Annotated in this window: 18 protein-coding genes and 2 other annotated features; of the genes, 15 read left to right on the top strand and 3 right to left on the bottom strand. The window is 40.3% G+C overall.

The features are described 5' to 3' along the window. Window positions 1-6: 6 nt before the first annotated feature. From thrS to ACIQAA_RS03720, 6 genes are all read left to right on the top strand, one after another. Window positions 7-1,944, top strand: a complete 1,938-nt coding sequence (thrS, locus tag ACIQAA_RS03745) for a threonine--tRNA ligase (protein ID WP_402615135.1) — start codon at window positions 7-9, stop codon at window positions 1,942-1,944. A 168-nt stretch (window positions 1,945-2,112) separates the two neighbouring features. After that, window positions 2,113-2,245, top strand: a sequence feature (ribosomal protein L20 leader region). Window positions 2,246-2,363: 118 nt separating this feature from the next. Beyond that, window positions 2,364-2,867, top strand: coding sequence for a translation initiation factor IF-3 (gene infC, locus ACIQAA_RS03740; RefSeq protein WP_034676878.1), 504 nt, complete (start codon window positions 2,364-2,366; stop codon window positions 2,865-2,867). Window positions 2,868-2,884: 17 nt separating this feature from the next. Next, window positions 2,885-3,085 carry a 50S ribosomal protein L35 gene (gene rpmI, locus ACIQAA_RS03735; RefSeq protein WP_034676880.1) on the top strand — a complete coding sequence of 67 codons (201 nt, stop codon included), beginning with the start codon at window positions 2,885-2,887 and terminating at the stop codon, window positions 3,083-3,085. A 33-nt stretch (window positions 3,086-3,118) separates the two neighbouring features. Further along, a complete protein-coding gene (gene rplT / locus ACIQAA_RS03730; RefSeq protein ID WP_283861752.1) occupies window positions 3,119-3,478 on the top strand; it encodes a 50S ribosomal protein L20 in 360 nt (119 codons plus the stop codon). A gap of 59 nt (window positions 3,479-3,537) precedes the next feature. Beyond that, entirely contained in the window at window positions 3,538-3,801 is a 264-nt protein-coding gene (locus ACIQAA_RS03725) for a DUF1294 domain-containing protein (protein WP_402615130.1), read from the top strand. Window positions 3,802-3,869: 68 nt separating this feature from the next. Beyond that, window positions 3,870-4,457 carry a TVP38/TMEM64 family protein gene (locus tag ACIQAA_RS03720; RefSeq protein WP_402615128.1) on the top strand — a complete coding sequence of 196 codons (588 nt, stop codon included), beginning with the start codon at window positions 3,870-3,872 and terminating at the stop codon, window positions 4,455-4,457. A 4-nt stretch (window positions 4,458-4,461) separates the two neighbouring features. On the opposite strand, the gene ACIQAA_RS03715 is transcribed toward ACIQAA_RS03720, so the two are convergent. After that, window positions 4,462-4,842, bottom strand: a complete 381-nt coding sequence (locus ACIQAA_RS03715) for a sigma-w pathway protein ysdB (RefSeq protein ID WP_402615125.1) — start codon at window positions 4,840-4,842, stop codon at window positions 4,462-4,464. 98 nt (window positions 4,843-4,940) lie between these two features. Between ACIQAA_RS03715 and ACIQAA_RS03710 the strand changes: the two genes are divergently transcribed. Beyond that, window positions 4,941-5,432 carry a dUTP diphosphatase gene (locus ACIQAA_RS03710; RefSeq protein ID WP_402615122.1) on the top strand — a complete coding sequence of 164 codons (492 nt, stop codon included), beginning with the start codon at window positions 4,941-4,943 and terminating at the stop codon, window positions 5,430-5,432. Between the two features lie 62 nt (window positions 5,433-5,494). Further along, entirely contained in the window at window positions 5,495-6,580 is a 1,086-nt protein-coding gene (locus tag ACIQAA_RS03705; protein WP_402615120.1) for a M42 family metallopeptidase, read from the top strand. Window positions 6,581-6,737: 157 nt separating this feature from the next. Here ACIQAA_RS03705 and sspI read toward each other — a convergent pair whose 3' ends face one another. Further along, window positions 6,738-6,944 (bottom strand): small acid-soluble spore protein SspI, encoded by a 207-nt coding sequence (gene sspI, locus ACIQAA_RS03700; RefSeq protein ID WP_402615117.1) that lies wholly within the window; start codon window positions 6,942-6,944, stop codon window positions 6,738-6,740. A 111-nt stretch (window positions 6,945-7,055) separates the two neighbouring features. Between sspI and ACIQAA_RS03695 the strand changes: the two genes are divergently transcribed. The 3 genes from ACIQAA_RS03695 (at window position 7,056) to pheT (ending at window position 11,650) form a co-directional block, all read left to right on the top strand. Continuing rightward, window positions 7,056-7,805 (top strand): TrmH family RNA methyltransferase, encoded by a 750-nt coding sequence (locus tag ACIQAA_RS03695; protein ID WP_402615114.1) that lies wholly within the window; start codon window positions 7,056-7,058, stop codon window positions 7,803-7,805. Between the two features lie 62 nt (window positions 7,806-7,867). Next, window positions 7,868-8,110: a binding site (T-box leader), on the top strand. 73 nt (window positions 8,111-8,183) lie between these two features. After that, window positions 8,184-9,221, top strand: a complete 1,038-nt coding sequence (pheS, locus tag ACIQAA_RS03690) for a phenylalanine--tRNA ligase subunit alpha (RefSeq protein WP_402615112.1) — start codon at window positions 8,184-8,186, stop codon at window positions 9,219-9,221. A 14-nt stretch (window positions 9,222-9,235) separates the two neighbouring features. After that, the gene (pheT, locus tag ACIQAA_RS03685) at window positions 9,236-11,650 is read left to right on the top strand and encodes a phenylalanine--tRNA ligase subunit beta (protein ID WP_402615110.1); all 2,415 of its coding nucleotides are present in this window, start codon (window positions 9,236-9,238) and stop codon (window positions 11,648-11,650) included. A 139-nt stretch (window positions 11,651-11,789) separates the two neighbouring features. On the opposite strand, the gene rnhC is transcribed toward pheT, so the two are convergent. Further along, window positions 11,790-12,722, bottom strand: coding sequence for a ribonuclease HIII (gene rnhC, locus ACIQAA_RS03680; RefSeq protein WP_402615107.1), 933 nt, complete (start codon window positions 12,720-12,722; stop codon window positions 11,790-11,792). A gap of 134 nt (window positions 12,723-12,856) precedes the next feature. Here rnhC and zapA point away from each other — a divergent pair, with 134 nt between their 5' ends. From zapA to ACIQAA_RS03660, 4 genes are all read left to right on the top strand, one after another. Continuing rightward, complete coding sequence (gene zapA, locus ACIQAA_RS03675; protein WP_402615105.1) at window positions 12,857-13,117, top strand: cell division protein ZapA; 261 nt, start codon at window positions 12,857-12,859, stop codon at window positions 13,115-13,117. A gap of 7 nt (window positions 13,118-13,124) precedes the next feature. Further along, complete coding sequence (locus ACIQAA_RS03670) at window positions 13,125-13,679, top strand: CvpA family protein (protein ID WP_402615103.1); 555 nt, start codon at window positions 13,125-13,127, stop codon at window positions 13,677-13,679. Window positions 13,680-13,759: 80 nt separating this feature from the next. Further along, window positions 13,760-15,481, top strand: a complete 1,722-nt coding sequence (polX, locus tag ACIQAA_RS03665; protein ID WP_402615102.1) for a DNA polymerase/3'-5' exonuclease PolX — start codon at window positions 13,760-13,762, stop codon at window positions 15,479-15,481. A 13-nt stretch (window positions 15,482-15,494) separates the two neighbouring features. Next, window positions 15,495-17,852, top strand: coding sequence for an endonuclease MutS2 (locus tag ACIQAA_RS03660; protein ID WP_402615100.1), 2,358 nt, complete (start codon window positions 15,495-15,497; stop codon window positions 17,850-17,852). Window positions 17,853-17,868: the final 16 nt, after the last annotated feature.

The following is a 17,868-nucleotide window of genomic DNA, read 5'->3' as shown; positions in this document are numbered from 1 at the left end:
GTTACCATGTCAGACGTTGTTAAGATTTCGTTTCCAGATGGAGCATTGAAGGAGTTCCCTCGTGGAACAACAACGGAAGATATTGCCGCTTCCATCAGCCCGGGACTGAAGAAAAAGGCAATCGCTGGGAAATGGAATGGACAATTATTTGATCTACGCCGTCCAATCGTAGAAGACGGTTCAATAGAAATCGTTGTACCTGAATCCAAAGAAGCTTTGGAAATTTTGCGTCATAGTACAGCTCACTTAATGGCTCAAGCGATTAAAAGACTGTATGGTAAAGAAGTAAACCTTGGTGTAGGACCAGTAATCGAAGGTGGATTCTATTATGACATCGACCTTGAAGAATCGATTACGCCAGAAGACCTGCCAAGGATTGAAAAAGAAATGGCGAAAATCGTGAATGAAAATATCGAGATCGTTCGTAAAGAAGTCAGCCGTGCCGAGGCCGTTCAGCACTTCAAAGCAGAGGGCGACCCATACAAGCTTGAACTAATCGAAGCAATTCCGGATGATGAGACAGTGACAATTTATGAGCAGGGTGATTTCGCTGATCTTTGCCGTGGTGTCCACGTACCTTCAACTGGAAAAATTAAAGAATTTAAATTGTTGAGTATTGCCGGAGCATACTGGCGCGGTGACAGCAAAAACAAAATGCTTCAGCGTATATATGGTACTGCTTTCTTCAAGAAAGAGGATTTGAAAGAGCACCTTCGCTTACTTGAAGAAGCGAAAGAACGCGATCATCGAAAGATTGGAAAAGAGTTAAACCTATTTACTAGCTCTCAATTAGTTGGACAAGGGCTGCCATTATGGCTTCCAAAAGGTGCAACAATCCGTCGCGTTGTGGAACGATATATCGTTGATAAAGAGCAGCGTCTTGGCTATGACCATGTTTATACTCCAATCATGGGAAGCGTGGATTTATACAAAACTTCAGGTCACTGGGATCATTACCAAGAAGATATGTTCCCGATCATGGATATGGATAATGAGCAATTGGTTCTTCGTCCAATGAACTGCCCACACCATATGATGGTGTACAAAAATGCGATTCACAGCTATCGTGAACTTCCAATCCGGATTGCTGAGCTTGGAACGATGCACCGTTATGAAATGTCTGGTGCTTTATCAGGTTTACAGCGTGTTCGCGGAATGACATTAAATGATGCTCATATTTTTGTTCGACCAGACCAAATCAAAGATGAATTTAAGCGGGTTGTGAATCTTGTGTTAGAAGTATACAAAGATTTCAACATTAATGATTATTCCTTCCGTCTGTCTTACCGTGATCCACAAGATACTGAAAAGTATTTCAATGATGATGCCATGTGGGAAAAAGCACAAAGTATGCTGAAGGAAGCAATGGATGACCTTGGCCTTGATTATTATGAGGCAGAAGGAGAAGCAGCTTTCTACGGTCCTAAACTGGATGTTCAAGTTAAAACAGCTTTAGGAAAAGAAGAAACACTGTCTACAGTACAATTAGACTTCTTGCTTCCTGAACGATTTGATCTCAATTATGTTGGGGAAGACGGCAAGCAGCACCGCCCAGTGGTCATCCACCGTGGAGTCGTTTCAACAATGGAACGCTTTGTCGCATTCTTAATTGAAGAATACAAAGGTGCATTCCCAACTTGGCTTGCACCCGTACAGGTACAAGTGATTCCTGTTTCACCTGATGTGCATTTTGACTTTGCCAAGCAGGTACAGGAGCAGCTTCAAAACCAAGGCTTCCGTGTTGAATTAGATGCCCGTAATGAAAAAATCGGCTACAAGATCCGTGAAGCACAAATGCAAAAAATTCCATACATGCTCGTTGTCGGCGACAAAGAAGTAGAAGAAACTGCCGTAAACGTCCGTAAATACGGCGAACAAAAATCAGAAACACAGCCATTCGCACAGTTCCTTGAATCAATACTGGCAGAAGTAAAACGAGGATAAATGATTACAGAGGGAGGTTTTCTCCCTTTGTTTTTTTGAAAAGAAAAAATTTCTATTGAATAATTTTTCGTTTCTTGATAAAATGAATTTCGTTGTCATATGAAATGCATGTTTGACATCACGTCTTTGCTTATGTTATAGTAACTAAGGAAAATTGAATACTAGTTTTGGGAAAAGAAGAAGCACCCGCTTCTCACCTGATTGACGCAATTGGCAGTTGGCAGGTTTTACGTGAACTTTTTAGTTTATTTACTTTTGTTTCGTAAAGTGTGGGTGTATTCATCCGCACTTTTTTATTTGTGTAAAACAAAGAATCTAAAGTTGTTCATTACTTGCCGATGCAACTAACGTCACAGATGATCCTTGACCCAATGTTGTATTCGTTAAAACCTTGGAGGTGGCTAATTATTAGCAAAGACATGTTGTTAAATGAGGGTATTCGCGCTCGCGAAGTTCGCTTGATTGATCAGAACGGTGAACAATTAGGTATTAAAACCAAATTTGAAGCGCTGGAGATTGCCGGACGAGTGAATCTTGATTTGGTACTAGTTGCACCAAACGCAAAGCCTCCGGTAGCCCGAATTATGGACTATGGCAAATTTAAATTCGAGAATCAAAAGAAAGAAAAAGAAGCTCGAAAGAATCAAAAGATTATTGTTACAAAAGAAGTTCGTCTCAGCCCAACAATTGATGAGCATGACTTTAATACAAAACTTCGCAATGCGATTAAGTTTTTGGAAAAAGGCGACAAGGTAAAAGCTTCTATCCGCTTCAAGGGCCGGGCGATTACCCATAAAGAAATCGGTCAACGTGTTTTAGACCGTTTTGCTACTGAGTGCAAGGAAGTTGCAACAATCGAGTCTCATCCAAAAATGGATGGACGAAGCATGTTCCTCGTTCTAGCACCTAAAACTGAAAAGTAATAAGGAGGACTATCCCAATGCCAAAAATGAAAACTCACCGTGGCGCTGCAAAGCGTTTCAAGAAAACTGGTTCTGGTAAACTGAAGCGTTCACACGCATATACTAGCCACTTATTTGCAAACAAATCTACAAAAGCTAAGCGTAAGCTTCGTAAAGCGTCCCTTGTTTCTAAAGGCGATTTCAAACGCATTCGTTTCTTATTAACAAATCTTAAGTAATCTCGAACGATTGATATATAGGAGGGAAATTCAATGCCACGTGTAAAAGGCGGTACTGTAACGCGTAAGCGTCGTAAAAAAGTTATTAAATTAGCAAAAGGTTATTATGGTTCAAAACATACATTATATAAGGTAGCTAACCAACAGGTTATGAAATCTTTAATGTATGCATTCCGCGATCGTCGCCAGAAGAAGCGCGACTTCCGCAAACTTTGGATTACTCGTATCAACGCAGCAGCTCGTATGAACGGTCTTTCTTACAGCCGTTTAATGCATGGCTTAAAGCTTGCTGGTATCGAAGTAAACCGCAAAATGCTTGCTGAATTAGCAGTAAGTGATGCAAACGCATTTGCTGAATTAGCAACTGTTGCAAAACAACAACAAGCGAAATAATATACGATAAAAGCCATTCTCATAATGAGGATGGTTTTTTCTATAAGGGAGACAAGAAAATGAGTACTATTCTAAGTGCCTATATCATTATGAACCTTATTGGTTTGATTGTGATGAAAATAGATAAAGACCGGGCAAAAAAACATCAATACCGGATCAGTGAAAAAACGTTATGGCTAATTGCTGTATTTGGCGGAGCAGTAGGTACTACAGCAGGAATGCAGCTTTATCGCCATAAGACGAAGCATTTATCCTTTAAATTTGGTTTTCCAATCCTAGCCTTAGCAGAAATCATTCTTTTAGTCTATTTTTATAGTTTATAGACATAACAGCATGGCCCATTCTATATGCTAAAACTATCAAGAGAGATTAACACCCAGGGGGCATGTAAATGAATGAGGACTTGTCTTTGCTGTTAATCATGGTGGAAGCTGGCGGCATTTTTGCTCCACTTACTTTCGTTGTATTTCATCTGCTCAGATCGTTCTTATTTATTCCTGTATCAGTTGTCATCATTGCTGGTGGTGTTCTGTTTGGAACTTTGTGGGGAACCATTTATTCGGTTATCGGTTTAATGGGGGTAAGCATTTTCTTCTTTGCATTCATTGATAGAATGCCGAAAACACAGGAGCGTATGTTAAAAATAAAAAATCGTTGGTTCGGAGAATATCGGAATCTTACCGTTGGTCAAATTGCTATTTTAAGACTTATTCCATTTGTACATTACCATCTATTAAGCTTTTGTTTAAAACAAAGAAAACCTAAATTTAAAGAGTATATGAAGGCTTCTTTACTAACGAATATTCCCATCGCTTTTTTCTTCACAATCTTTGGAGAGTATATCAGCACTTTTACCCCTTCTGTTATTTTAATGATTCTTATCGGTTTAACTTGTCTTGTTTATCTGTTGCGAGAGAAACAAAACGTCATTAAGTGGAAGGATTTTTTTAAAAGAAAAACAGAAAAAGCCGCTGGTTAAGCGGCTATTTTTGATGCAAAAATTCATGTATTGGGCTTTTCCAATTGATCTGAGCAGCCGGATATTTTTCATGTATCTTTTTTTCGATAAAATAAAAGTCTTCCTTAGCCATCCCTTGAATGGAAGTGGAATGATCCGGTGAAAGTGAAATAGAAACAACATCTATACTGTTTTTCGCGGCCCCTAAGTATTTTTCTCCCGTAAACACAGCACCATTGTAGGTAAGTTGAAAATTCTTAATTACCTCCTCATTATCTAGCAGTAAAAAGCGTTTGTGTTTTCGGGCGGCTTCTAATTTACGGGTTGGTTTGAGGAGGAATTTAATCGTGCCAAACATCAAGAAGATGAACAAGATTACTAACAGTAAGCGCAGCAGCCAAACCATGGTTTTGCCTCCTAGACCTTTTTCCTACTATACGAATTGGAATGAGAAAAGTTTCATTCTGCCCACAGTTTGATATAATTTGCAGAGGGAGTGATAAAATGCAACTAGAAAAATTATTTAGAATGCAGCGTGGATTGGACCAGCATATTGAAGAAAAGCATGGATTACAAAACGAAGATTTATTCGATAGAAAGGTTCTTGCCTTGCTGGTGGAACTCGGAGAATTGGCAAATGAAACACGCTGTTTCAAGTTTTGGAGTATCAAGCCTTCATCAGAAAAGGATGTTATTTTAGAGGAGTATGTTGATGGTATACATTTTATATTATCGCTAGGAATTGAATGTGGATTTCAGAACCTCGATTACAAACTTGAATTGGAACCATCCACACTGAGCACTACAGAGCAATTTCTTTTGATTTATCAACTAGTAAATAAATTTAGGGACAGCAAGAGCGATTCTGATTTCAAAACTTTGCTGACGTCTTATTTACACCTTGGTGCACTGCTCGGAATAACCTATGAGGAAATGGAAAAAGCATATTTTACAAAAAATGAAGTAAATTATCAAAGACAGCAGAATAACTATTAGCTGTAGATATACATGATTTTCTGTATAATGAATTTCGAACATACATAAAAGGGAGCGAAGCAATGGCTAAAATGGATGAAACCTTGACCATGTTTAAGGATCTAACAGATGCAAATGGCATTCCCGGCAACGAGCGGGAAGTTCGCGAAGTAATGAGAAGGTACATAGCACCATACGCAGATGAAGTCACAACTGATGGACTTGGCAGTTTAATTGCCAAGAAGGTTGGAAAAGAGGGTGGTCCGCGAATTATCGTAGCAGGCCACTTAGACGAAGTTGGCTTCATGGTTACGCAAATTGATGATAAGGGTTTCCTGCGTTTCCAAACAGTAGGAGGCTGGTGGTCACAAGTTATGCTCGCACAGCGCGTCACCGTGGTTACCAATAAAGGTGATATCATTGGTGTCATCGGATCCAAACCGCCGCACATTTTACCGGCGGAAGCTCGAAAGAAACCAGTAGAAATAAAAGATATGTTTATTGATATCGGTGCCTCAAGCCGTGAAGAAGCAATGGAATGGGGCGTCCTGCCTGGTGATATGGTCGTACCATATTTTGAATTCACCGTCATGAATAATGAAAAATTGCTTTTAGCAAAAGCATGGGATAACCGAATTGGCTGTGCCATTGCGATTGATGTTTTAAAGCAATTAAAAGATACGGAACATCCAAATGAGGTTTACGGTCTTGGAACAACCCAGGAAGAAATCGGTGCACGCGGTGCAAGAACCTCTGCTGCTAAAATTAACCCTGATATCGGTTTTGCTGTAGATGTTGGCATTGCTGGCGATACTCCTGGGATTTCGGAAAAAGAAGCCATGAGCAAAATGGGGAAAGGACCGCAAATCATCCTTTACGACGCCACCCTTGTAGCGCATAAAGGCTTGCGTGATTTAATTATCAATGTTGCGGATGAGTTAAATATCCCTTATCAATTCGATGTTATTCCTGGGGGTGGAACAGACGCAGGACCTATTCATACTACGCATAATGGTGTTCCTTCAATAGCTATTACTATCGCAACACGTTATATTCATACTCACGCTGCCATGTTGCACCGTGATGACTACGAAAATGCAGTTAAACTCCTGGTTGAAGTAATCAAGCGTTTAGACCGTGAAACCGTTGATAAAATTACGTATGAATAAGCATTTGATGTCCTCGATATTATGTCGGGGATTTTTTTTATTACAATACTGGCAGATAGCGGGAAATACCGGCGGATGGCAAGAAATACTGGCGGATAAATGCTGGCGGATAAGCAAAAAAAATAGCTGCCGATTCATATCGGCAGCTTCATCTAAATTACTTTAATCCACTTTCAAGGGTTGCAAGCATTTCTTTCTTTTCTTCCTCAGAAGAATTTTTCCAAATGACTTCAAATAATACCCCTAATCCCGGGAGCATTTTTTCTTCTCCATTTTGGATAGCGTCAACGATTGTATCTTCTAATTCTTCTTGTGAGTTACCAGAAACATTGTGAATAATGGCATTTCGTAAATTTAAGTTCATATGAATTCACTCCTTTTTTATCCTGTATTACTCTAATATGTTTTCTAATTTTAGTTTTATTATGTATTTTTTTTGGGATATAATGAGAAAAAACACTGAAGGAGTACAAACTTGAAGCATATTGAATCGATTCAAAATCCAAAGGTAAAACAATGGAAAAAGCTGTTAACGAAAAAGGAACGGGATAAATCCGGGACATTTTTAGTGGAAGGCTTTCATTTAGTAGAAGAAGCATTAAAACAAAGCGATAGTGTAATGGAGATTATCGTTTCAGATAAGACAGGTCTTCCGCCGCGCTGGGATTCCGGGGAAATACCAGTCACAATCGTTACCGAGGAGATTTCCAATTCATTATCTGACACGGAGGCACCGCAAGGAATTTATGCAGTTTGCCGGCAGGTTCAAATAGAAGTACCAGAGGCAAAAACGTATCTGCTAATCGATGCAGTACAGGATCCAGGTAATTTAGGAACGATGATTCGTACAGCCGACGCAGCAGGCATTGATGCAGTTGTGGTAGGTAAGGGAAGCGTGGATGTCTACAACTCTAAGGTACTTAGGTCCGCACAGGGAAGTCATTTTCATCTTCCTATAATTAGAGGGGATCTTCATGATTGGGTTGATAAGCTGCATGAGAAAAATATTTCTGTTTACGGTACAGCACTTGAAGGAGCTTCAGCATATACTGATATTTCAACAGGCGAATCCTATGCATTATTAGTCGGAAATGAGGGGAATGGTGTTAGTAAAGAACTGCTAGCGAAAACGACCGCGAACCTTTACATCCCGATTTACGGAAAAAGTGAATCATTAAATGTTGCAGTGGCAACAGGTATCCTGTTATATTTTTTGAAAAAATAGACGATACTAGTTTGAATCATACCGTAAAGTATTATATAATAATCTACATTATTGAAAAAATCACAAAAACGATGACGGAGAAAAGTATCTTATCACAGACCATTTAGGGAGAAAGTGCCGTGACTGAAAGCACTTTTATGGGAAGCTTAAGAGAAGTTCACCTCCTGAGTTGGCACCGGGACCATTTCAATTAGAAATGTAAAGGTGCACCGGCCTATGCCGTTATCTCAATGAAGCGAACACATGTGTTTTATACATACCGTGTTTACAAGGGTGGTACCGCGACTATAAACCTCGTCCCTTTCCAGGGATGGGGTTTTTTTGTTTTTTCGTGAAAGGAACCGCTCGAATATTCAAGATTAAAAAGGAGGAAATAAGATGCAAGAACGATTAAAGGAATTGCAGCAGGAAGCTATTCAAAAAATTGAACAGTCTTCAGGCTTAAAAGAATTGAATGACATTCGCGTTGCCTATTTAGGAAAAAAAGGTCCAATTACGGAAGTGCTTCGTGGAATGGGTAAACTTTCAGCAGAAGAGCGTCCAATTATGGGAGCACTCGCAAATGAGGTTCGTGAAGCTATTGCTACTGTTTTAGAAGCGAAACAAAAAGAGTTAGAAGAAGCTTCAGTTTTAGAAAAGCTTGCTTCTGAATCAATCGATGTAACATTACCTGGAAGACCTGTTAAGGTTGGTAACCACCATCCATTAACAAGAATCATTGAAGAAATTGAAGATTTGTTTATTGGAATGGGTTATCAGGTGGCAGAAGGTCCTGAAGTAGAGCAGGATTATTATAATTTCGAAGCTTTAAATTTACCGAAGGGTCACCCTGCACGTGATATGCAGGATTCTTTCTATATTACCGATGAGATTTTACTGCGTACACATACATCACCGGTTCAAGCACGGACCTTGGAAAAGAACCAAGGGAAAGGCCCAATCAAAATTATCTGCCCGGGTAAAGTGTATCGCCGTGATAATGATGATGCGACACACTCTCACCAGTTCATGCAGATTGAAGGACTCGTTGTCGGCGAGAATATTCGAATGAGCGATTTAAAAGGTACTTTAGAAGTTTTTGCTAAGAAAATGTTCGGTGATGACCGTGAAATCAGATTGCGCCCAAGTTTCTTCCCATTCACAGAGCCTTCCGTTGAGATGGACATTTCTTGTATGATTTGCGGCGGACAGGGTTGTAATGTTTGTAAGAAAACAGGCTGGATTGAAATCCTTGGAGCCGGTATGGTCCATCCAAACGTCCTTGAAATGGCTGGCTATGATTCTAAAAAATACACTGGCTTTGCCTTCGGTATGGGACCAGAGCGAATTGCCATGTTGAAATACGGCGTCGATGATATACGTCATTTCTATACAAATGATGTACGGTTCTTAAAACAATTTTCTAAACACGAATAGAGGAGGAGCATAAAATGTTCGTTTCATATAAATGGCTCCAGGATTATGTAGATTTATCCGGGGTGTCAGCTGTTGAATTAGCTGAAAAAATCACAAAAAGCGGGATTGAGGTTGAGGGAGTAGACGTCCTTAACGAAGGAATTACTGGTGTAGTCGTGGGTCACGTCGTTGAACGTGTGCAGCATCCTAACGCTGATAAATTAAGCAAATGCCAGGTGGACATTGGTCAAGGTGAACCTGTTCAAATTATTTGCGGAGCACCTAATGTCGCACAAGGACAAAAGGTAGCTGTTGCAACGGTGGGTGCAGTATTACCTGGTAACTTTAAAATCAAACGCGCGAAGCTTCGCGGTGAAGAATCAAATGGAATGATCTGCTCATTAACAGAACTTGGTGTGGAAGCAAAGGTTGTACCAAAGGAATATTCAGAAGGCATCTTTGTTTTTCCTCAGGATGCAGAGGTCGGTACGGACGCAATTGCATTATTAAACCGTGATGATGAAGTTCTTGAGCTTGGCTTAACACCAAACCGCGCAGATTGCTTGAGCATGCTTGGTGTGGCTTATGAAGTGGCAGCGATTCTAGGCAGAGAAGTAAAGCTACCAGAAATCGATGTTCAGCCAGTAACTGAAAAAGCAACTGATTATATTACTGTAAAAGTAGAAGCGAATGAAGATAATCCTTTATATGCTGCTAAAGTCATTAAGAATGTAAAAATCGGTCCTGCACCACTATGGATGCAAACAAGACTTATGTCCGCAGGAATCCGTCCACATAACAACGTAGTCGATATTACTAACTACATTTTATTAGAATACGGTCAGCCGCTGCATGCATTTGACTATGATCGTTTAGGTTCAAAAGAAATTCTAGTCCGTCGTGCGCACGATGGTGAAAAATTTGTAACACTCGATGACGTTGAACGTACATTAACTTCTGATCATTTAGTGATTACAAACGGAACAGAACCTGTTGCATTAGCTGGGGTAATGGGCGGTGCAAATTCAGAAGTAACATCTGATACAACTACCGTATTGCTGGAGGCAGCTTATTTTACAGGAGGTACTGTAAGAAAAGCTTCAAAAGACCATGGATTACGCAGTGAAGCTAGCGCTCGTTTCGAAAAGGGTGTCGATCCAAACCGCGTACGAGCTGCCGGTGAGCGTGCTGCTTACTTAATCGCAAAATACGCTGGCGGCGAAGTATTAGAAGGAGCTTCTGAAGTTGATACACTAACCCTTGAACCTGCGGTCGTTTCGGTTACTTTAGAAAAAATAAATAGTGTTATCGGCACAAACTTGACTGTTCAGGATGTTGAAGCAATTTTCGAACGTCTTCAATTTGCGGTTAATGTAGAGGAAGATGTAATTACGGTTACCGCTCCTACACGCCGTGGTGACATTAAAATTGAGGAAGACTTAATTGAAGAAGTAGCACGTCTATATGGCTATGATAACATTCCAAAAACATTGCCAATCGGTTCCGCTACACCAGGTAAATTATCAGATTACCAGGAAAAGCGCCGAATTGTCCGTCAATATTTAGAAGGTGCAGGCTTGTACCAAGCGGTAACCTACTCTTTAACAAGTGAAGAGAAGGCTGCACAATTCGCCCTAGAGAAACGTGATTTCATCCGTTTAGCGATGCCGATGAGTGAGGACCGCAGTATCCTGCGCTTAAGCATTATGCCGCAGCTGCTTGAAGTAGTAAAATACAACAGTGCGCGCCAAAACGACAGCCTTGCTGTATATGAGACAGGCGCAGTATTCTTAGCAAACGGAAACGAAGTCTTACCTGAAGAACAAGAACATTTAGCAGGCGCGATTACTGGCCTATGGCACAGCCATTCTTGGCAGGGTGAGAAAAAGGCTGGTGACTTCTATGTGTTAAAAGGCATTTTAGAAGGATTGTTTGCTAAACTTGGTCTTACTGAAAGTGTGACATATGTGCAGGCAAAAGTGGATAACATGCACCCAGGAAGAACGGCCGAAATTCACTTAAATGGTGCGCGGATTGGCTTTGTTGGCCAAGTACACCCAACCATGCAAAAAGAGCTTGATTTGAAAGATACTTATGTGTTCGAGCTTTCATTGAAGGCAGTGCTTGAAGAAGCGACAGCACCACTTAGATACGAAGCGATTCCTCGTTTCCCATCCATCACAAGAGATATCGCTCTTGTCGTTGATAAAGAAACGGTATCAGGCGTGTTAAAGGATATCATTGAAACAGCTGGAGGAAAGCTTCTTAAAGAAGTCAGCGTTTTTGATCTATATGAAGGTGAACGGATGGAAGAAGGCAAGAAATCAATTGCCTACTCACTAAAATACATGGATCCAGAACGTACATTGACTGACGAAGAAGTAACAAAGGTTCATACTCAAGTACTTGACGCCTTAAAAGAAAAGGCTGGAGCCGTTTTGAGAGGCTAATTATAGATAGAAAAATGACCTAGTGAAGCAATCAACTAGGTCATTTTTTATGTTTTGGTTTATGAAGCCCAACCTCAATTAGATTTTGAAAAAAGTAACCTCATGCCAGGTCCATAGACAACAAGACTATTGAAATTCATCAGCCTCTCTTTTTATTCACAAGCTTCATTGCTTTTTCCGTATTAGCAAAATGAAGCTTTACAAATTGAGGCAATACCTCTCGTCCTTTTTTCATAATCAGCTTTGCTGCTGCTTCATCAACCTGAGATCCTGCTCCTTTTGGGATTTTAAAGCCTGCAGATTCACTTAGCTTATCAAAATACTGAACAAAAGCATAACGTGCGAGAATCGACGCTGCTGCTACGGCAAGATGGATCCCCTCCGCCTTTGTACTAAAATAAACATTTTCCTTCGCGACAGCCTTTTGATTTTTTACATGCTGAAAATAGGTACTCTCTTGAACGAATTGGTCAATCAGGATGGCCTCCGGTTTAACCGGTGAGATTTTCTCCAGTACATTTAGGATGGCTTGGTTATGGAGAATGGCCTTCATTTTCCCCTGTGACATCCCTGCCTTTTGGAGCTGGTTGTATTTTTCATTTTTGAGTGTCATTAAACTAAACGGGACCACATCTTTAATAACCTTTGCGATGGCAATGATTTTATCATCATTTAAATCCTTCGAATCTCTGACCCCTAATTCTTTTAATAAAGGGATATCTTCTTTCCTAACATAAGCAGCGACAACTGTGATGGGACCAAAAAAATCGCCGGTACCGACTTCATCGGAGCCAATAACGGACCAGCTGCTAAAACCTTGTGGCAGACTCCCTTTAGGACCACTAGATTTCACAGGAGCTTTTGCAGCTGCCTCACCCCACCTGCTGGCCTCTGCTTCACAGCCGCTCCCTTGAAATAAAACTTTCCCAGACTTATAGGCAGTAATCATCGAGCCAGAAGTCTTGGCAGCAAACACACTTCCTGGAGGTGCTTTATCTAGCAATTTTCCTTCATAGTAGCTTTTCATTTTATTAATTTCAGACATACTTAGATTTAGCACGACATTTCCCAATCCAAAAACACTCCTCGACATTATTCTTAAAAAAGTAAAAAAACACCAAATCAAACTGTTCTACTTTTCGACACACATCCGTTCGTGTTATATTATAAATTAGGGATTTCTTCGAATCGAATGGAGGCAGTATTTTGTCAAATATAGAAAAAACCAGAACAACCGTTGATATATACGGACAGCAATACGTTATTTTAGGGACTGAAACCCAAAGTCATGTTCGACATGTCGCTTCCTTAGTTGACAAAAAAATGCGCGAAATTGGTTCCAGGAATCCGCTGCTAGATGTAAATAAGCTCGCTGTACTTACAGCAGTAAATGCGGTCAATGATTATATGAAAATGAAGGAACAATTAGAGCGGCTGCAATCTGAACTACAAAAGGAAAAGGACTGAATAAGTCATGCTGGATTTAGCAATTATTGTATTATTAATTTTTGGTTTTTTTATAGGGTTAAAAAGAGGATTCATATTGCAGTTGGTGCATTTAACAGGTTTTATTATTGCATACATAGTGGCAAATTTATACTATGGCGATTTGGCACCCAGATTAACGTTATGGGTTCCGTATCCGAATTTAGGTACGACTTCTCCTCTAAAACTATTAAGTGAGAACGGCAATATGGAGGAGGCTTTTTACCGCGCCATTGCGTTTATTATCATATTTTTTGCGGTAAAAATTCTACTGCAAATCATTGGATCAATGCTTGATTTTATTGCTCATTTGCCTATTCTTAAGCAATTAAATGTATGGGCAGGCGGATTGCTTGGTTTCGCGGAAGTCTACTTAATTCTCTTTATTTTATTATATATTGCTGCATTAATTCCAATGGAATTTTTACAAAAACCATTGGATGATTCCATAATGGCGAATCTTCTTGTTAATCATACGCCATTTCTATCAGAACAAATTAAGAATATGTGGATAGAATATACAGCTGCATTGACTTCTCTCTAAGGAGAGAATGCCCTTACTTCTCTCTAAGAGAGAAGTTTTTCTATTAAAAGGTTAAAATATTGGTAAGGTGGGTGGAAATAATGGAGGTAAATAAAAAAGATTTAATTCGACTATTAGAAACCATCGCGGTTTACATGGAGTTAAAAGGGGAAAATCCCTTCAAGGTATCTGCCTTCCGCAAAGCGGCGTCTGCACTTGAATTTGATGATCGCAGCTTATCTGATATTGAAGATTTTACGTCAATATCAGGAATCGGCAAAGGGACCGCCGCTGTTATTGAAGAATACATAAATGAAGGCATTTCCACGGCATTAAAAGAGCTAAAGGAAGAGGTTCCGAAAGGGTTAATCCCGCTATTACAATTGCCTGGCCTTGGGGGGAAAAAGATTGCAAAGCTCCATAAAGAACTAGGTATCGAAGATGTCACAACCTTAGAAGAAGCTTGTAAAGCAGGAAAAGTCCAAGCATTAGCAGGATTCGGAAAAAAGACTGAAGAGAAAATTTTAAGTGCTATTGCCAATGTGGGCTCGAGGCCTGATCGTCTTCCGCTTGCCTATATGCTTCCAATAGCCGACCTTATTGAGGCAAAACTTGCTGAACTTCCTGAGATTCATCGATATTCTCGTGCGGGAAGCTTGCGAAGGGTACGGGAAACCGTTAAAGACCTTGATTTTATCATTTCAAGTGAACAACGAGAAAAAGTAAAACAATTTCTACTGGAGCTGCCTAATATAAAAGAAGTTATTGGCGCAGGAGATACAAAAGTATCACTTGTGTTTGGATTTGATTATGATGTATCGGTAGATTTTCGTCTGGTTAAACCAGAAGAATTTATCACGACTCTTCACCATTTTACGGGTTCAAAAGATCATAATGTCCGGATGAGACAGCTGGCTAAAGAACGTGGAGAAAAAATAAGTGAGTATGGTGTTGAAAATGTGGAGACTGGCGAAATTCTTACTTTTTCATCAGAGGAAGAGTTTTTCAAGCATTTTGACCTGCCGTTTATTCCGCCAGAAGTAAGAGAAGATGGTAAAGAAGTAGAGGATTTTCCAGCTTACGAAGGTGAATTAATAGAACTGAGTGATATCAAGGGCGATCTTCACATGCACTCAACCTGGAGCGATGGAGCACATTCCATCGAGGAAATGGTGGAAGCTTGCCGTGCAAAGGGCTATAAGTACATGGCCATTACGGACCACTCGCAATACTTAAAAGTGGCAAATGGGCTGACGCGCGAACGGTTATTACAGCAAAAAGAAGAAATAAAAAAATTAAATGAAAAATACGATGATATACTAATTTTATCGGGAGTTGAGATGGATATCCTGCCAGATGGCACGTTGGACTATGAGGACGATTTGCTTGCTGAAATGGATTTCGTCATCGCATCGATTCACTCTGCTTTTTCACAGCCTAGAGAGAAAATCATGGAGCGGTTACGTACATCGTTAGAAAACGCACATGTTGATTTAATCGCGCATCCGACTGGCCGGAAAATTGGCCGACGTGAAGGTTATGATGTCGATATCAATATGCTGATCGAGTTAGCCAAAGAAACGAATACCGCTTTAGAGTTGAATGCCAATCCTAATCGATTGGATCTTAAAGCTGAATACTTACGAAAAGCACAGGACGCGGGCGTTAAATTATTTATTAATACTGATGCACATAAGAAAGAAACGCTGTCACATATGGGTGTAGGGGTTTCAACAGCGAAAAAAGGCTGGATAAAAAAATCATCGGTGATTAACGCACTGGAACCGAATGACTTACTAGAATTTTTGCATAATCGAAAATAGGGGGTTCATCTCCATGCAAGAAAGAACGTTAAAGGTATTGGAATTTACCAAAGTAAGAGACCAGCTCATTGAACATGCAACTTCGTCTCTTGGAATAGATAAGTTAAAAAGATTAGTACCATCAACAGATTATGAAGAGGTCGTTAAACTGCAGGCAGAAACAGATGAGGCAACGACCGTGCTACGAATTAAAGGAAATGTGCCGTTATCAGGTATTCATGATATTCGAGCACATATTAAACGCTCGGTAATTGGGGGAGTACTTAGCTCGCACGAGTTGATTCAGGTTGCGAGTACCATCCATGCCAGCCGGCAAATGAAACGATTTATTGAAGATATTGCAGAAGATAGAACCGAAATCCCACTATTAATGGAACAGGTCGACCGTATTATTCCTCTTGCCAATTTGGAGGAATCAATCAGACATGCCATTGATGAGAGCGGTGAAGTTCTTGATAGTGCGAGTGACCTGCTTCGCACGTTAAGGCACCAGCTGCGTGCGAATGAAGCGCGGGTTCGTGAAAAATTAGAGAGTATGATTCGCTCATCCAATGCAGCCAAAATGCTGTCAGATTCGATTATCACCATCCGAAATGACCGCTTTGTTATTCCGGTTAAACAGGAGTATCGAGGACATTATGGCGGTATTATCCATGACCAGAGCTCATCAGGGCAAACTCTATTTATTGAACCACAAGTGATTGTTCAATTAAATAATCAATTACAGGATATTAGAGTAAAAGAACAGCTTGAAATTGAAAGAATATTGACGGAGCTTTCGGCAAAGACCGCTGAATTTGAGTCGGAGCTGCAGGTGATTGTTGAGGTTCTCGGTAATCTTGATTTTATTTTTGCAAAGGCAAGATATGGCCGGAAGATGAAAGCAAGTATGCCCCGCATGAATAATGAAGGACGAATTGCCTTATACAAAGCTAGACACCCGTTAATTCCGATTGACGAAGTGGTAGCGAATGATATTTTGCTTGGGAAGGACTATACGACGATTGTGATTACCGGACCAAACACGGGCGGTAAAACGGTAACCTTAAAAACGCTCGGTTTATGTTCATTAATGGCGCAGTCAGGCTTACAGGTTCCTGCCTATGATGGCTCAGAACTTGCTGTTTTCGATGCCATTTATGCGGATATTGGCGATGAGCAATCCATTGAACAGAGCTTAAGTACCTTTTCTTCCCATATGGTAAATATCGTGGACATTTTGAAAAAGGTGGATTTTAATTCCCTTGTCCTGTTTGATGAGCTTGGTGCAGGAACTGACCCTCAGGAAGGTGCTGCCCTTGCCATTTCCATTTTAGATGAGGTTCATAATCGAGGGGCACGAGTGATTGCCACTACTCATTATCCAGAATTAAAGGCCTATGGATATAATCGCGAAGGTGTTCTCAATGCCAGTGTTGAATTTGATGTTGAAACATTAAGCCCAACCTACAAGCTTCTCCTTGGCGTGCCAGGACGAAGCAATGCGTTTGAAATTTCAAAACGATTAGGGTTAAATGAACGCGTTATTGAGGCAGCAAGATCCCATGTTAGTGAAGATACAAATCAAATCGATAAAATGATTGCGTCCCTTGAGGCAAGTAAACGTCAAGCTGAAATTGAACATGAGGAAGCACGTGATTATTTAAGACAGGCAGAAAAGCTCCATCAGGATATGCAAAAGCAAATGATTGAGTTTTATGAGAACAAGGACTCGATGCTTGAAAAAGCGGCTGAACAAGCTGGCGAAATTCTAGAAGAAGCAAAGAGTGAGGCTGAAAAGGTTATTCGTGACCTTCGTAAAATGAGAATCGAAAAGCATGCCGATATTAAGGAACACGAATTAATTGATGCAAAGCGCCGTCTCGAAAATGCAACTCCTGAAATAAAGAAATCTGCCGCTCAAACGAATAAGAAAACGAAGAAGCATACCTTTACGCCTGGAGATGAAGTGAAAGTTCTAACATTTGGTCAAAAGGGTACACTTCTTGAAAAAGTCACAGATACCGAATGGCAGGTACAAATCGGCATCCTGAAAATGAAGGTAAAAGAAAAGGATTTAGAGTATATCAGCACGCCAAAACCGGTAGAAACGAGACCAATGGCGATTGTCCAAGGCAGAGACGCTGATGTAAAGTTAGAGTTGGATTTACGCGGAGAAAGATATGAGGCTGCACTCATGAGAGTGGAAAAATATATAGATGATGCGTTATTATCAAACTATCCTCGTGTTTCAATTATTCACGGAAAAGGCACGGGAGCATTAAGACAGGGAGTCCAGGAATATTTACGAAATCACCGTTCAGTCAAGAAAATTCGTTTTGGAGAAGCTGGTGAGGGCGGTTCTGGTGTCACCGTAGTCGAATTTAAATAATATCTGGGGAGAATAG

It is taken from the genome of Neobacillus sp. NPDC093182 (genome assembly GCF_044754045.1).
The sequence above is the reverse complement of the archived record's forward strand: the minus strand, read 5'-3'. Positions and strand labels throughout refer to the sequence as shown.

What these genes read in the sequence shown, in the direction of transcription:
- rplT (WP_283861752.1), top strand. Translation starts at nt 3,119, where the DNA reads ATGCCACGTGTAAAAGGCGGTACTGTAACGCGTAAGCGTCGTAAAAAA.
- ACIQAA_RS03715 (WP_402615125.1), bottom strand. Translation starts at nt 4,842, where the DNA reads ATGGTTTGGCTGCTGCGCTTACTGTTAGTAATCTTGTTCATCTTCTTG.
- thrS (WP_402615135.1), top strand. Translation starts at nt 7, where the DNA reads ATGTCAGACGTTGTTAAGATTTCGTTTCCAGATGGAGCATTGAAGGAG.
- pheS (WP_402615112.1), top strand. Translation starts at nt 8,184, where the DNA reads ATGCAAGAACGATTAAAGGAATTGCAGCAGGAAGCTATTCAAAAAATT.
- ACIQAA_RS03710 (WP_402615122.1), top strand. Translation starts at nt 4,941, where the DNA reads ATGCAACTAGAAAAATTATTTAGAATGCAGCGTGGATTGGACCAGCAT.
- infC (WP_034676878.1), top strand. Translation starts at nt 2,364, where the DNA reads ATGTTGTTAAATGAGGGTATTCGCGCTCGCGAAGTTCGCTTGATTGAT.
- sspI (WP_402615117.1), bottom strand. Translation starts at nt 6,944, where the DNA reads ATGAACTTAAATTTACGAAATGCCATTATTCACAATGTTTCTGGTAAC.
- ACIQAA_RS03660 (WP_402615100.1), top strand. Translation starts at nt 15,495, where the DNA reads ATGCAAGAAAGAACGTTAAAGGTATTGGAATTTACCAAAGTAAGAGAC.
- ACIQAA_RS03670 (WP_402615103.1), top strand. Translation starts at nt 13,125, where the DNA reads ATGCTGGATTTAGCAATTATTGTATTATTAATTTTTGGTTTTTTTATA.
- rpmI (WP_034676880.1), top strand. Translation starts at nt 2,885, where the DNA reads ATGCCAAAAATGAAAACTCACCGTGGCGCTGCAAAGCGTTTCAAGAAA.
- pheT (WP_402615110.1), top strand. Translation starts at nt 9,236, where the DNA reads ATGTTCGTTTCATATAAATGGCTCCAGGATTATGTAGATTTATCCGGG.
- polX (WP_402615102.1), top strand. Translation starts at nt 13,760, where the DNA reads ATGGAGGTAAATAAAAAAGATTTAATTCGACTATTAGAAACCATCGCG.
- ACIQAA_RS03720 (WP_402615128.1), top strand. Translation starts at nt 3,870, where the DNA reads ATGAATGAGGACTTGTCTTTGCTGTTAATCATGGTGGAAGCTGGCGGC.
- ACIQAA_RS03705 (WP_402615120.1), top strand. Translation starts at nt 5,495, where the DNA reads ATGGCTAAAATGGATGAAACCTTGACCATGTTTAAGGATCTAACAGAT.
- ACIQAA_RS03725 (WP_402615130.1), top strand. Translation starts at nt 3,538, where the DNA reads ATGAGTACTATTCTAAGTGCCTATATCATTATGAACCTTATTGGTTTG.